The sequence below is a fragment of the Psychrobacter glacincola genome (assembly GCF_904846215.1).
Taxonomy (GTDB): Bacteria; Pseudomonadota; Gammaproteobacteria; order Pseudomonadales; family Moraxellaceae; genus Psychrobacter; species Psychrobacter glacincola.
In genome coordinates this window covers 44,692-58,575 of record NZ_CAJGZK010000003.1, presented here as the reverse complement: position 1 = coordinate 58,575, position 13,884 = coordinate 44,692, and the positions used below count along the sequence as shown (strand labels likewise).

Sequence of the window (13,884 nt, the reverse complement as noted above, 5' to 3'; positions counted from 1 at the left end):
GACACTCATAAGCGCATCTTATGAATCATGACGATAAATAGCTTGCTGCATAAGAAACATATTGTTACATTCTATGGTTTTTTCTCCTTTTGAAGTTAATACTGATAAACATCCTCAGCATGATGGATGGCTAAAGCAAGAATAAGGCAAAGCATTATGATGTATTTAACGATAGCGGTACTGTGTAGTGTCGCCGTTTCAGTATTATTAAAAATATTGCGCCAGCGTGATATTGATATCCGTCAAACCATCGTTGCCGGTTATCCGGTCGCCTTTTTATTGACTTGGTTTTTACTCAAGCCAGATATCAGTGGCATGACTTCACTTGGCGGAGCATGGGCTATTATCATCGCTCTAGGCGTACTGTTGCCTGCGGTATTTATTATACTCGGGCGCGCGATTGAAGCGGTCGGTATGGTAGCCACCGATGCCGCGCAGCGATTATCGTTAATCATTCCTATTGTTGCGGCATTTCTCTTATTTGGCGAAGTATTAACAGGCATACGCATTTTTGGCTTATTACTTGGATTTTTGGCACTCGGGGCATTGATTTATCATCCACAGCATAGGGCTATCAATAAACAGGCAAAACTGACCCCATTATGGTTATTTGGCGTCTGGGCAGGTTATGGCACTATCGATATCTTGTTTAAGCAAGTCGCCAAACAAGGCGCGGCATTTCCGCTGACGTTATTTGTCAGTTTTGGCTTAGCGGGTTTGTTGCTGCTTATTTATCTGTTGATCACTCGTGTGCGCTGGCAAGGCAATGCACTGGCAGCAGGGATATTACTCGGTGTGCTAAATATGGGCAATATTTATGCTTATATTCGCGCCCATCAAGTATTGTCCGAGTCACCAAGTATCGTCTTTACGGGTATGAACGTTGGTGTGATTGCTGTTGCTACTCTTATCGGCGTTGGATTGTTTAAAGAATCACTCAACCGTATCAATATATTGGGTTTATTATTGGCGATTTGCTGTGTGGCAGTCTTGTTTTTGGCTTAACTATTTTTGGCTCAACATCCGCATGATAATAGGGCGTGTTGAACATTCATAACTTCAGCCAGATATAAGCGCAAGCGAGCGCTACCGTATTCTCATAACTCTGCTTGAGCTTATCAAATCTGGTTGCAATCGCCCTATACTGTTTTAGCTTAGCAAAGGCATTTTCCACTAAGTGGCGTACTTTATACAAGTCCCAGTCCATATGATCGTTAGAGGACTTCGTGTTTCGCCTCCGAGGGATGTTATCACGCGTCCCTGCTTGTTCAATATGCGCGCGTAGTGCATCAGAATCATAGCCTTTATCGGCACATAACACCTCTGTCTCGCTCAAATCAACCTTGTCTATTAAATCAGGTGCGACTTTAACATCGTGGGTCGTACCATCTGACAAGACAAAGGTGATGGGATTGCCATGCGCATCAACTGCTAAGTGAATCTTGGTCGCGCGTCCTGCCACACTTTTGCTAATGGCTTGGATGCTCTCGTTACCACCACTACTGTACTGATGCGCTTTGATATGAGTACCATCAATAAAGACCCATTCAAGATCTGAGTCTTTGATTAATAAAGCGAACAGTGCAATCAGCTTATTACTCTTAAACCAGCGCTGGTAAGCTTTGTAGACGGTATTAGGCTTGCCAAAGTAAGCTGGCAGATCCCGCCAAGGACAGCCAACGCGCATACGATAAAGCACGCCTTCAACCGTTTGTCTAAGATTTCCTTTGTCATAGATATTAAGTTCTAGTAAGATAGGTTTCAGTCTTGTCCAGTGTTCATCTTTGAGCATGGTGCGAGGCATAGCGAACGATATCTTTTTTGTGTGAGAACTTAAAGATTAACCGTTCGCTATTTTTTTTGCCATAAATTTGTCGCCAATGTTCAACACGCCCTAATTTTATAAACGTTTTTGCTGTTCAGATATAGGCACATATAGCATCCTATGGTAAGGTTGTCTACGAACAGTTAGACTGATATCAGCTAAAAATCTCATTTGTGACACTTGACCTTAATAAATAAAATAGGATGCTCATTCCATGGAATACCAAAAGCAATTACAACGTATCAAAAATGGTTCAGGATTTATCGCGGCCCTCGACCAAAGTGGTGGTAGCACGCCAAAAGCATTAGAGAATTACGGGGTTATGGGCGATGCCTATGGCAATGACGAAGCCATGTTTGACCAAGTGCATGAGATGCGTGCGCGTATCATGACCTGTGACTGCTTTGATAATGAGCGTGTGCTTGGGGCGATTTTGTTTGAAGATACCATGGAGCGCGCTGTCAATGGCAAGCCAACGGCCAACTATTTGTGGGAAGACAAGCAAATTGTCCCGTTTTTAAAAGTCGATAAAGGCTTAGCAGAACGTATGAATGGCGTGCAAGTCATGCGCCCGATGCCAAATCTGGATCTATTATTGGACAAGGCAAAAAACTATCCCGTATTTGGCACTAAAATGCGCTCTGTGGTTTATGAGCCAAGCGTTGATGGCATTGAGTTGGTCGTCCAGCAGCAGTTTGATGTGGCAAAGCAAATCCTATCAAAAGGTCTAATGCCGATCGTTGAGCCAGAAGTAGATATCAATAGCGCGCAAAAGCATGAGTGTGAGCTGATTCTTAAAACCAGTATTTTGCGTAATCTTGAGCGCTTAAATGATGAGCAGCAAGTGATGCTTAAGCTGACTTTACCTGAAGAAGCCGGATTTTATCAAGAGTTGATTGACCATCCAAAAGTATTGAAAGTGGTCGCATTATCGGGTGGTTATAGCCGCACGGATGCCTGTGCAAAATTGAAGCAAAATCCGGGTATGATTGCCAGCTTCTCACGTGCCTTTACCGAAGGCTTAAGCAAACAGCAAAGCGATCAAGAGTTTGCTGATACTATTAATACTTCGATTGATGAGATTTATCAGGCGTCAAAAGTTTAATATAGTCAGTCCTAAATAAAAAAAGCACAACTATTATCAGGCGCTACTGGGATAAATTTTACTTGCTTGCTGTGCCTGCGCAGACAGAGGCTGAGCAAAATTTATCCCAGTAGCACTGTATTTATTTAATAGTGGATCGACTATAGCAAGATTGAAATTTAGAGCGGTCATCTGCCCATATAAAAAAGCCCCTGCGATAATCACAGGGGCTTTTTTATGGGTAAAATACAGTTATTAGCCTAATAAGCTATACCTCTTTATATAGCTGGCGACCTTCTTTATGATACTTTTCGGTCATCTCTGCCATGCCTTGATTGATCTCTTCAGCCGTTGCAGAGCCGACTTGCTCGACCAACTGAGTATCTACCTTTTTGATCAAATGTTCGGCAGTCGCTAAGTCACCTGATTGCGGCGTGACTGTGCTTTTCGAGTCTGCAAGTGTTTTAAGTCCGGCGGCATAATCACGTACGTTTTGGGTGATTTTCATGGAGCAAAATTTAGGACCACACATGGAGCAAAAGTGCGCGGATTTGTGCGCGTCTTTGGGCAAGGTTTCATCATGGAACTCGCGCGCGGTATCGGGGTCGAGCGCCAGATTAAACTGATCATCCCAGCGGAATTCAAAACGTGCTTTAGACAACGCATTATCACGTGACTGCGCACCGGGATGTCCTTTGGCAAGGTCAGCTGCGTGGGCAGCAATTTTATAAGTGATAATGCCGTCTTTGACATCCTTTTTATTAGGCAAACCCAAATGCTCTTTTGGCGTCACATAACACAGCATCGCGGTGCCAAACCAGCCAATCATCGCCGCGCCAATGGCACTGGTGATATGATCGTAACCGGGTGCGATATCGGTGGTTAAAGGTCCTAGCGTATAAAAAGGCGCATCGGCACACAGCTCAAGCTGCAAGTCCATATTTTCTTTAATACGGTTCATGGCTACGTGCCCCGGTCCTTCAATCATAACCTGCACGTCATGCTTCCATGCCACTTGGGTCAACTCGCCAAGGGTACGCAGCTCACCAAACTGCGCTTCGTCATTGGCATCTTGCAAGCAGCCCGGACGCAGACCATCACCTAAGCTAAATGCCACGTCATACTGCTTCATAATCTCGCAAATATCTTCAAAATGCGTATATAAAAAGCTTTCTTTATGATGGGCGAGGCACCACTGTGCCATGATAGAACCGCCGCGCGAGACGATACCGGTCAAGCGATTGGCGGTCAAAGGTACATAGCGAAGCAGCACACCGGCATGAATCGTAAAGTAATCAACGCCTTGTTCAGCCTGCTCAATCAACGTATCGCGGAATATCTCCCACGTTAAATCTTCTGCGACGCCATCGACTTTTTCGAGCGCTTGATAAATCGGTACCGTACCAATTGGAACGGGCGAGTTACGAATCAGCCATTCGCGGGTTTCATGAATGTGGTTACCGGTGGATAAATCCATGATGTTATCCGCACCCCAACGTGTCGCCCACGTCATTTTGGACACTTCTTCATCAATAGAAGAACCCAGTGCAGAGTTACCGATATTGGCGTTAATTTTTACCAAAAAGTTGCGCCCGATAATCATCGGTTCAGATTCAGGATGGTTGATGTTGTTAGGGATAATGGCACGACCCGCGGCAACTTCACTGCGTACAAATTCAGGGGTAATAATAGCGGGCGTGTGCGCGCCAAAAGTCTCGCCCTCGTGTTGGCGCATGTCGGTCAGTTCGTGCTGTTTTTGGGTTTCGCGGATGGCAATGTATTCCATCTCAGGGGTAATAATACCGCGGCGCGCATAATGCATTTGCGTGACATTACCTACTTTCCCATCAACAGCTTTAGCACGGCGCGGCTTATCAATATGCGTAAAGCGTAGGTTTGCAGTGCTGATATCACGAGCGCGTGCCTGTCCATAATCGCTGGATAAGCCACTTAATTGTTCCGTATCACCGCGCTCTTTAATCCATTCTTCACGCAGTTTGGGTAGACCTTTGGTTAAATCAATGGTGACATTGGGGTCAGTATAAACGCCTGAGGTGTCATAGACATAAAACGGTGGGTTTTGTTCCCACTCGGACTCGGACACGCCTTGAATGGGAGTAGGGTCGAGGGTAATCTCGCGCATCGGTACTTGGATATCAGGGCGTGAGCCTTCGATATACACTTTGCGAGAGGCGGGCAGGATGCGATGCAAATCGCGCGCGTCTTCTTCAAAACGGGCATCTTTTTCGCTGCGATGGGCGGGAGTTTTTAGTGCGTCTGCTTTGCTTGCTTTTACAGGGGTAGGCGTGGTCGCTTGCGAGCCAATATCTGAAATAGTCATATGCTGTCCTAGCGTGTTGGTTTTTGAATAAAATCAACACCGCCAAGAGCTGCGGGGCAAGGCTATCTTATACCGACAAATTTCATCACAATATAACGTGGCTATCAAAAAAAATATTGATAAGTCAATTATAAAGGATTGGTGGGCGTCATTTTTACTCATCCGTATGTAACATTTAAAGCATTGCTAGATACAGATAATAATAAAAAGGCATTTCCGCGCGCCCTTTGTACGATACAACATAGGCTTAAGACTTCCCTGCGTCGGTACTAACCGCATCAGGTTCGGCGGGTGGTTTCTCAGCGACCATACGTTAACTGCACCTTAAGCAGTCAATATATGTCGCACCCCGAGTCTGTCAGTGTTGTGAATCAATCTTATACTAGCAAACTTCGACGACAAGTCATAGTCATTTACCTGTTTGTTAGTAGCGTTTTAATATTAGCTTTCTGGTGTCCAGCCCTGAACGCGCTCATAATCTTCATTGTCCAAAAACTTATCTCGCTGCTCGGTTAAAAACTGCTTCGCTTTCGGATCTAGCATACTGAGATGGTTTTCGTTGATTAGCATCGTTTGCTGCTCAAGCCATTCTTTCCAAGCCTTTTCAGACACGGTTTCTTGTAGCTCTTGACCTTTTTTATTAGGAAAAGGCGGATGCGGCATTTTTGGCAATTCTTGCTGATATTTGCGGCAAAATACGGTATTGGCTTGTGGGTTAAAGGTTTCGGTCATGAATAACTCCTGTTTATAATGGCTTTTTTAATGAGGTGAATAACAAGTGATATTACCTAATACTGTACCTGATTATGCTCAAAAAAACACCCGCAACGAAGGCGGGTATTTTTAATAATAAAGCGCTAATACTATTAAACAGATATTAAGCAAATAATTCCAATCGAGTACGACCACGCGCCACCGCTTGTTTAACCTGATTCGGTGCAGTACCGCCCAAATGATCACGAGCGGCAAGTGAACCTTCCAGAGTTAAATACTCAAACACGTCATCGCCAATAGCATCACTAAACTGCTGCAGTTGCGCCAATGATAAATCGCTCAAATCAACACCCTCAGCAATGCCTAAAGCAACCGCATTACCGACCACTTCATGGGCATCACGGAACGCTACACCGTTTCGCACGAGATAATCGGCCAAATCAGTTGCCGTCGCATAACCTTTCATGGTAGCGGCGCGCATATTTTCTTTATTCGGCGTGATATTAGGCAGCATATCAGCAAATGCCAATAGTGAACCGGTCAAAGTATCGACGCAATCAAACAGCGGTTCTTTGTCTTCTTGGTTGTCTTTGTTATAAGCAAGCGGCTGGCTTTTCATCAGGCTCAATAACGTCATCAATTGACCAAAGACACGTGCTGCTTTACCACGTACCAATTCTGGTACATCCGGGTTTTTCTTTTGCGGCATGATAGAGGAACCAGTACAAAAGCGATCTGGTATCTGCACAAAGTTAAATTGCGCGGACATCCAAAGAATAATCTCTTCGCTCATGCGTGACATATGCATCATCAAAATGGATGCAGCCGAGGTAAACTCAATGGCAAAATCACGATCTGATACCGCATCCAGTGAGTTTTGGCAAATACCTTCGAAACCTAGCAGTTCAGCAGTAATGGTGCGATCGATTGGGAAGGTAGTTCCCGCAAGGGCAGCGCTACCAAGTGGCATCTGATTGATACGGCGACGGGCATCGACTAGACGCTCAGTATCACGGTATAACATCTCAAACCAAGCCATCACATGATGACCAAAGCTCACAGGCTGCGCGGTTTGCAGATGGGTGAAGCCTGGCATAATGGTATCAGTATGCTGCTCAGCCAAATCTAATAAGCCACTTTGTAAGCGGACCAATAGGGCAATGATATTATCGGTCTCTTCGCGTAACCAAAGACGAATATCGGTGGCGACCTGATCATTACGGCTACGACCCGTGTGCAGTTTTTTGCCGACCGCGCCGACAATATCTGTCAGGCGCGATTCGACGTTCATATGCACGTCCTCTAACCCAATCGACCAGTTAAACTCACCGGCTTCGATTTCGCGTAGCACTTGATACAAGCCATCAATGATGGTCGCAACGTCTTCAGCGCTTAATATATCGCACTCTTTGAGCATGGTCGCGTGCGCAATCGAGCCTTGAATATCGTGGCGGGCAAAACGTTGGTCAAAGCCCACGGATGCAGTAAAGGCAGCGACGAAACTGTCGGTCGCTTCACTAAAGCGCCCGCCCCACATCTGCTGACCTTGGCTGTTTGAAGGACTGCTTGCAGGGCTGTTTTGTGCCGCGGCGTTCGTTATAGAAGCATCTGTGCTAGAATCAGTGGCAGATGAATTTTTATTTGAATCAGGATTACTAAGGTTTGAAGAATTGGCGTTCATATCGGTCTAAGACAAGTCAAGAGAATAAGAACTCAAGTATAGCAAATGATGAGGTTGCCTTACTAGCGGAGCGCTTAGAGTTTTTTATACCCAAGCTCATGGAAATCATGAAACCTTGGCAGTGGCTGCTGTCAATATTTTTTTGGTCGCTTTTTTTAGCGATTGTCGATCGTTATAGTGTGACCAATGAGACACAGTTTGTTATAAAAATCATAGCGAGATTTATCCAAACTACCTTGACACTACTATCCTCTTTTTATCTCATTGACTACCTACGTCCTGTTTTTAAACGTATGCGTACGTTGAGGGTCAGCCTATATATTCTGCTTATTATCACCATAAACGCAGTCGTCACGTTGACACTTGTGCTGTTGCTGATGATGAATACAGGCGCCTTTACCTTTACTCTTTATGCCTTTACCTCAACGATCGTCTTTAATACTTTGATTATTGCAGGGTTTACCATTGCAGGATTGCTTATCTTTTTACGTCGTTATCGTGAGATGACGGCGCTGAAGCAATCGTTTGAGAAAAAGCTCGCCGCACAAAACGATGTATTAAAAGCTCGTCTGGCACCGCATTTTTTCTTTAATACCATTAATACTTTGATGTCATTGATTGAGACCAATCCATCACGTGCCGCCGATTTATTACAACATGTTTCAGCATTATTTCGAGCCAGCTTTAATGGCGTGCGAGAGATCAGCTTTCAAGAAGAAGTGGCACTTTGTGAGCATTATTTGGCTATTGAGATGATTCGATTGGCAGACAAGCTGGTGGTCAGTTGGCAGCTGCCTGATGAAAATGTCATGTATGACATGGTCATCACCGCTTTGAGTTTACAGAGTGTGATTGAAAAAATGCTGCTGAATGTGGTTGAGAGGAGTACCGAAACCGTTTATATCGATATTAAGGTCACGTGGCTGCAGGACCGTGTCGTGATTACCATCAGTGCGCAATTACCTAAAAATAGTTTAATGATTTACCACGACTTGCGCCAGCATATGGATTTTTATAGTCAAGCAGAGCGTTTACGTGCGTACTTTGGACAAAGTAGTGATATCCAAAGTAGGGTAACAAACAAACAAATTATCACCATCATTGATTATCCGCTACAAGACGTTGGTTTATAGCTCTTTTTAACCGTGGCATATTTATTGCATTATTTCTTATATCGTACCAACAGTATGGACAGATGATAAGTCTGGCTAAGGCCAAGCGATTATCAAAATCATTACTTCCCTGTACTAAACGATAGATTATAAATGCTAATATGTTATTGATACTTTTAAATATATGTTCAAAGTATGCCCTTGAAAGGAGCTTGCATGCGGATTGTAGTTTGTGATGATGAACCATTAGCGCGTGAGCGTTTGGTTAGGATTGTTAAAGAGACAGGTCATGAAGTAGTTGCTCAAGCAAAGACGGGTATCGAAGCCATTGCTGCCGTAAAATCTCAGCAGCCAGACATCATATTACTAGATATTCATATGCCCGAGATGGATGGCGTACAGTGTGCTCAAGAGCTTGCTAAACTGCAACACCCACCGGCACTCATCTTTGTGACGGCCTATGATCAATATGCCATTGCTGCTTTAAAAGCCAATGCCATTGGGTATTTGCTAAAGCCTGCCAATAAAGATGAGTTGCTTGAAGCCCTAAAAAAAGCCACCAATCTCAATGCGGCACAGCTCAATGAGATTCGTAAGCTTGAAAGTCCAACGTCGCGTCCAGGGCGCGAACATATTGCAGCGCGTACCCATCGCGGGGTCGAATTGATAAAGCTCAAAGATATTTACTATTTTACGGCCGATCAAAAGTACGTCAAAGTACGACACAAGGATGGCATCGTGCTGATTGATGACACCTTAAAAGAGCTTGAGCAAGAGTTTGAAGACAAGCTATTTCGGGTGCATCGTAACGCTATCATCAATGTCAAATATTTAGATTTTTTAGAGACTTTAGATGCTGGTCAGTATCAGCTGCATTTTAAAGGAATTGATGAGACTTTGGCAGTGAGCCGTCGCCATTTACCGGGACTACGCGAAAAGATTCAAAACATCTAAGCACTGCCCGCTTTGTCTCCTAAAATAACCACGCCATATCATCAAACCCTTATTTATGCTTAAATAGGGGTATTTTTTTGCATTATTATTATAAACTGTTTTTACGTCCTATCCTGGGCGACAAACTCGCATTATTAACGAGCAATGACCGTTTAGTATTAAAATTATTGAGGCCCTTTATGAGCACCATGCAGCAACCTGCTTTGACTACCTTGAATATCGCTACGCGCCAGAGCCCATTGGCATTATGGCAAGCTGAGCATATTCGTGATCGGCTACTAGCCTTGTATCCTGAGATGACAATTAATCTGCTAAAAATTGTCACTAAAGGTGACAAAATTTTGGATACGCCACTGGCGAAAATCGGTGGTAAAGGTTTATTTGTTAAAGAGCTTGAGCAGGCATTATATGATAGGCAGGCAGATATTGCGGTGCACTCACTCAAAGACGTGCCGATGGATTTACCCGAAGGGTTGATATTAGGTGTTTATTGCAAGCGTGCTTCGCCAACCGACGCCTTTGTTTCCAACACTTATCATAGTATTGATGAGTTGCCACAAGGTGCGGTCGTAGGAACCGCAAGTTTGCGTCGCCAATGTCAAATCAAGGCTTATCGTTCAGATTTGCAAATCAAAACCCTACGCGGCAATGTTGGCACACGCCTAAGCAAGTTAGATGCTGGCGAGTATGATGCGATTATTTTGGCAACCAGTGGTCTACAGCGCATTTCGCTTGACGACCGCATTCGTAGCGAATTGGATATCGATATTTGCCTGCCAGCGGTTGGGCAAGGCGCGCTAGCGATTGAATGCCGCGCAGATGATGCTGAAGTATTAAAACTACTGGCACCACTCAATGATGATAAAGCCCGTATACGCTTAATCGCTGAGCGCGCCTTAAATCGACATCTGCAAGGCGGTTGCCAAGTACCCATTGCAGCTTATGCCGTACTCCAAAAGGCATCTGCATCGGCAACTGATAATGACGACAATGGCAGTGATAACAACGATAATGACAATGGTAATAACGATGCTGGTGATACCTTGTGGCTGCGTGGTCGCGTTGGTCAAGAAGATGGTAGCGAGGTGCTTAAATCTGATAAGCATGTGATATTAACTGGCAGCCAAGCTGAGCAAGAAGCCCAAGCCAATCAGCTAGGGATAGAGGTAGCTGACATGTTATTGGCATCTGGCGCCGGTGAGATTTTAGCAGCGATATATCATCCTGAATAATAGCTAGTCTGAATAACACTGGATCACCATTATCAACTCAGTCATAGAGCTATCATGGTTTAGATGACTCTATGCTTGTGCTAACTCTATTTGCTTTTTTTACGGTATGTTTATGTCTGGGTCATCATCTAAGTCGACTGACTTTAGTCAGTCAAGTGATAAGCCATTATCACTGACAAGAACTGTCATCAATACGCGCCCAGTAGAGCGAGCAGCGCCGCTGACGCAACATTTACAAGCGGAAGGTCTCACAGTCGTAGATATACCGATGCTAGCATTAGAAGCGCGTGCGAGTAGCGATACTGACATGCGGCTGATGCGCCAGTGGCTAGCAGGCGAGTATCAAGCGCTGGTCATCGTTAGCCCGACAGCGGCAGCCTCAGGTTTGGCTATATGGCAGTTGCTTGAGCGTGAGCGCCAAGCTAATAGCGCAACTGATAAAGAAGCAAAGGGTACAGAAGGTAGCTCTAGGCTTTTAGCAGCGCCAAGCCATCTGATTGCGGTTGGAGAAGCGACTGCTGCGGTATTAAATGAGGCAAAGTTGCCATTTGCCAGCTATCAAGTGCTGCAGCCTGCTATTGCTAATAACGAAGGTATGCTAGCGATGCCTGAGATTGACAACCTGCAGGCCGGGGATAAGCTGCTTGTGTGGCGGGGTCTTGGTGGACGACGATTATTGGTCGATAGGCTACAGGCGCGCGATGTCCATATCGATAGTATTGCTTGGTACGAGCGCAAAATGCCTATCAATGCCATGGCGCAATATCAGCAATGGCGACAAGGTTTTAATAGTCAGAATGTGACAGCTGGCATAACCGCGTCACAGCAAGCGAAACCTATCGTCATTGTGAGTAGTGGTACAGCATTTGAGCATTGGGAAAGTATCGTTCAGGCTACCAAAACAATAAATTTAGCAGCAGAAAACCAAGCGATGTCAGCCAATACGCCGCTTAAACTATCAGACTTTGCTTACGTGGTATTGGGCGAGCGCTTAGCCAATATGGTCGCAGAAAAGCAGTTAAGTTATTGGCGCGTGGAGGATCTGGCGCCAGAAACCATTCTTACTGCTATTAATACAACGGGCTTATAATATTTAAAGTATATTCAGTTTAAGAGAAAAGAGAGTCGTTTAGAGTAACGTGCTCCTGCTAGAAATCTTACTTACTTTATTTGCTCAGCTGACTGTGCTTAACCTTATCAATCATAAACGGTGTGGCCTTATGCCAATGAACTCTGAATCGTTATCGAAAGATCCCTCTGCTCTTCAGCAGCGCCGACAAGCAAATATGTTCTTGTTACGCTTGCAATGGGTGGTTATTTTATTGTTGATAGGCGTCTTATTGTGGCTATATATCAGTCAGCAGCGTTTTCAGCATACCGTCAATGAGCGCTTGCAAAGTAATGAGCAAGTTGTCAGCCGTTTAAATGAGATGGACGACCGCTTATTTGCGATGAGTCAACAAACGCTGCCAGCAACTAGTGCAGTGGTCAGTAGCCAAGCTCAAAATCAGCTAGATTTATTGCGTATTCAGATACAAGCCGCCGATAGATTGTTGGCCGACAGTAATGGCAGTGCGGCGATTGATTTATTACAAGGCCTGCATTGGCAGCTTTCGCAAAAAAGTAACGAGATTGCGCCTGCGCTGACAGTCCTTATTAAGCAAAGTTTGGTCAAAGATATTGAGCGATTGCAGGCGCGAAGCGCTCAGCCAAGCTCTTGGCAGCTGCAAAACCTTGCCATTCAAAATATTCAAGACTTTTTATATCGCCATGAGCGTGTTATTAACAATGGTAGCGATCTTAAAAGTACACCACAGAAAAATGCAGTGCTGAGTCAATCTGCTGACAATAGCCGTTTAACGCGTCGGCAACTGACGATTCATGAAGCCATCATGACCTTAAATCTAGCCAGTCAAGCCAGCAACATGCATGATCGTGATCAGTTAGTCATGTATTTAAATCAAGCACGTAAGCGGCTGCAAACGCTGATGCCTAAACAAGTAGAAGCACAGACCTCTATCGACAACAAAAAACAGTCCGACCAAAATAACTTACAGACCAAATCCTCTCCTAAGAATATGACAGAGGTGATAGAAGGTCTGGATCGATTGATTGTCAATGCGCCAAGAACGTCGCCATTATTAACCTCGCAGATTTTGAATAAGCCGCAACGTTAATGGTTTGCTGATCTATACTATAGTCGGTCCTAAATAAAAGAAATGTTATAAGGCACTACTGGGGTTAATTTTTCTTGCTTGCTGTGCCTACGCAGACAGAGGCTGCGAATCATTGACCCCAGTAGCTATCTACCCCTTTTAAAGGGGATTGACTATGTCGTTTTAAAGAACAATAAAGATAAGAGACAGGCAATTATGGAACTTTTTAATAAAACATCTATCGTTAATAATTTGGACAATCATCTTCCGGACGAGCTATCGCATTATCCTATTATTCATCAGCAGCCGATTCATTGGGGTGAGATGGATGCCTTTAATCACTTAAATAATGTGGTGTACTATCGTTATGCTGAGTCAGCCCGTATTGGCTATTTGCAGGCGCTTGGCATGTTTGATAGTCATATGGTCACGGTATTGGCACAATCAAGCTGCCAGTATTTACGCCCAGTGATTTATCCTGATACCTTGTTATTAGGCGTGCGTTGCCAGCGTTTGGGCACGACCAGCATTGTGATAGAGTATAGCTATTATAGTACGGCACAAGCTGACATCGTTGCGACCGCTGAGGCAGTGGTGGTGCGCTTAGATAGCAACGGTCAAGATAAAAAGCCATGGACTGATGAAGAGCGTGAACGACTCCTAGCACTAGAAGCGACGTTCGGTCATATCCCACAAATCTAAGTATAGTCAGTGAAAAGTAATATCGACACATGATGTACTGCTGGTATCAATTTTTCTTGCTTGCTGTGCCCATGCAGACAGAG

At 44.6% G+C, this 13,884-nt stretch carries 12 protein-coding genes and 1 riboswitch; of the genes, 8 read left to right on the top strand and 4 right to left on the bottom strand.

Annotated features, from left to right (window positions below; all coding sequences use genetic code 11):
• The first annotated feature begins 156 nt into the window (after positions 1 to 156).
• Positions 157 to 1,005, top strand: a complete 849-nt coding sequence (locus tag JMW90_RS02555; RefSeq protein WP_201561532.1) for an EamA/RhaT family transporter — start codon at positions 157 to 159, stop codon at positions 1,003 to 1,005.
• Between the two features lie 46 nt (positions 1,006 to 1,051).
• Here the strand turns inward: JMW90_RS02555 and JMW90_RS02550 are convergent, their stop codons facing one another.
• Positions 1,052 to 1,804 (bottom strand): IS5 family transposase, encoded by a 753-nt coding sequence (locus tag JMW90_RS02550; RefSeq protein WP_201561531.1) that lies wholly within the window; start codon positions 1,802 to 1,804, stop codon positions 1,052 to 1,054.
• A gap of 235 nt (positions 1,805 to 2,039) precedes the next feature.
• Here JMW90_RS02550 and JMW90_RS02545 point away from each other — a divergent pair, with 235 nt between their 5' ends.
• Positions 2,040 to 2,930 carry a fructose bisphosphate aldolase gene (locus JMW90_RS02545; RefSeq protein ID WP_201561530.1) on the top strand — a complete coding sequence of 297 codons (891 nt, stop codon included), beginning with the start codon at positions 2,040 to 2,042 and terminating at the stop codon, positions 2,928 to 2,930.
• A 247-nt stretch (positions 2,931 to 3,177) separates the two neighbouring features.
• On the opposite strand, the gene thiC is transcribed toward JMW90_RS02545, so the two are convergent.
• From thiC to argH, 3 genes are all read right to left on the bottom strand, one after another.
• Entirely contained in the window at positions 3,178 to 5,250 is a 2,073-nt protein-coding gene (gene thiC / locus JMW90_RS02540; protein ID WP_201561529.1) for a phosphomethylpyrimidine synthase ThiC, read from the bottom strand.
• Between the two features lie 238 nt (positions 5,251 to 5,488).
• Positions 5,489 to 5,612: riboswitch (TPP riboswitch) on the bottom strand.
• A 79-nt stretch (positions 5,613 to 5,691) separates the two neighbouring features.
• Positions 5,692 to 5,982, bottom strand: a complete 291-nt coding sequence (locus tag JMW90_RS02535; RefSeq protein ID WP_201561528.1) for an oxidative damage protection protein — start codon at positions 5,980 to 5,982, stop codon at positions 5,692 to 5,694.
• A gap of 145 nt (positions 5,983 to 6,127) precedes the next feature.
• On the bottom strand, positions 6,128 to 7,501 hold the full coding sequence (argH, locus tag JMW90_RS02530; RefSeq protein ID WP_201561676.1) for an argininosuccinate lyase: 1,374 nt from the start codon (positions 7,499 to 7,501) through the stop codon (positions 6,128 to 6,130).
• A gap of 125 nt (positions 7,502 to 7,626) precedes the next feature.
• Here argH and JMW90_RS02525 point away from each other — a divergent pair, with 125 nt between their 5' ends.
• The 6 genes from JMW90_RS02525 to JMW90_RS02500 all read left to right on the top strand — a co-directional run bounded on the left by JMW90_RS02525 (position 7,627) and on the right by JMW90_RS02500 (position 13,801).
• Positions 7,627 to 8,778, top strand: coding sequence for a sensor histidine kinase (locus JMW90_RS02525; RefSeq protein WP_201561527.1), 1,152 nt, complete (start codon positions 7,627 to 7,629; stop codon positions 8,776 to 8,778).
• Positions 8,779 to 8,973: 195 nt separating this feature from the next.
• On the top strand, positions 8,974 to 9,711 hold the full coding sequence (locus JMW90_RS02520) for a LytR/AlgR family response regulator transcription factor (RefSeq protein WP_201561526.1): 738 nt from the start codon (positions 8,974 to 8,976) through the stop codon (positions 9,709 to 9,711).
• Positions 9,712 to 9,890: 179 nt separating this feature from the next.
• Positions 9,891 to 10,943: a hydroxymethylbilane synthase gene (gene hemC, locus JMW90_RS02515; protein ID WP_201561525.1), complete on the top strand. Its 1,053-nt coding sequence runs from the start codon at positions 9,891 to 9,893 to the stop codon at positions 10,941 to 10,943.
• Positions 10,944 to 11,055: 112 nt separating this feature from the next.
• A complete protein-coding gene (locus JMW90_RS02510) occupies positions 11,056 to 12,033 on the top strand; it encodes a uroporphyrinogen-III synthase (protein WP_201561524.1) in 978 nt (325 codons plus the stop codon).
• 130 nt (positions 12,034 to 12,163) lie between these two features.
• Positions 12,164 to 13,120: a hypothetical protein gene (locus JMW90_RS02505; RefSeq protein ID WP_201561523.1), complete on the top strand. Its 957-nt coding sequence runs from the start codon at positions 12,164 to 12,166 to the stop codon at positions 13,118 to 13,120.
• Between the two features lie 195 nt (positions 13,121 to 13,315).
• Positions 13,316 to 13,801, top strand: a complete 486-nt coding sequence (locus JMW90_RS02500) for an acyl-CoA thioesterase (protein ID WP_201561522.1) — start codon at positions 13,316 to 13,318, stop codon at positions 13,799 to 13,801.
• The last annotated feature ends 83 nt before the right edge of the window (positions 13,802 to 13,884 follow it).

What these genes read in the sequence shown, in the direction of transcription:
- JMW90_RS02555 (WP_201561532.1), top strand. Translation starts at nt 157, where the DNA reads ATGATGTATTTAACGATAGCGGTACTGTGTAGTGTCGCCGTTTCAGTA.
- JMW90_RS02550 (WP_201561531.1), bottom strand. Translation starts at nt 1,804, where the DNA reads ATGCCTCGCACCATGCTCAAAGATGAACACTGGACAAGACTGAAACCT.
- JMW90_RS02545 (WP_201561530.1), top strand. Translation starts at nt 2,040, where the DNA reads ATGGAATACCAAAAGCAATTACAACGTATCAAAAATGGTTCAGGATTT.
- thiC (WP_201561529.1), bottom strand. Translation starts at nt 5,250, where the DNA reads ATGACTATTTCAGATATTGGCTCGCAAGCGACCACGCCTACCCCTGTA.
- JMW90_RS02535 (WP_201561528.1), bottom strand. Translation starts at nt 5,982, where the DNA reads ATGACCGAAACCTTTAACCCACAAGCCAATACCGTATTTTGCCGCAAA.
- argH (WP_201561676.1), bottom strand. Translation starts at nt 7,501, where the DNA reads ATGTGGGGCGGGCGCTTTAGTGAAGCGACCGACAGTTTCGTCGCTGCC.
- JMW90_RS02520 (WP_201561526.1), top strand. Translation starts at nt 8,974, where the DNA reads ATGCGGATTGTAGTTTGTGATGATGAACCATTAGCGCGTGAGCGTTTG.
- hemC (WP_201561525.1), top strand. Translation starts at nt 9,891, where the DNA reads ATGAGCACCATGCAGCAACCTGCTTTGACTACCTTGAATATCGCTACG.
- JMW90_RS02510 (WP_201561524.1), top strand. Translation starts at nt 11,056, where the DNA reads ATGTCTGGGTCATCATCTAAGTCGACTGACTTTAGTCAGTCAAGTGAT.
- JMW90_RS02505 (WP_201561523.1), top strand. Translation starts at nt 12,164, where the DNA reads ATGCCAATGAACTCTGAATCGTTATCGAAAGATCCCTCTGCTCTTCAG.
- JMW90_RS02500 (WP_201561522.1), top strand. Translation starts at nt 13,316, where the DNA reads ATGGAACTTTTTAATAAAACATCTATCGTTAATAATTTGGACAATCAT.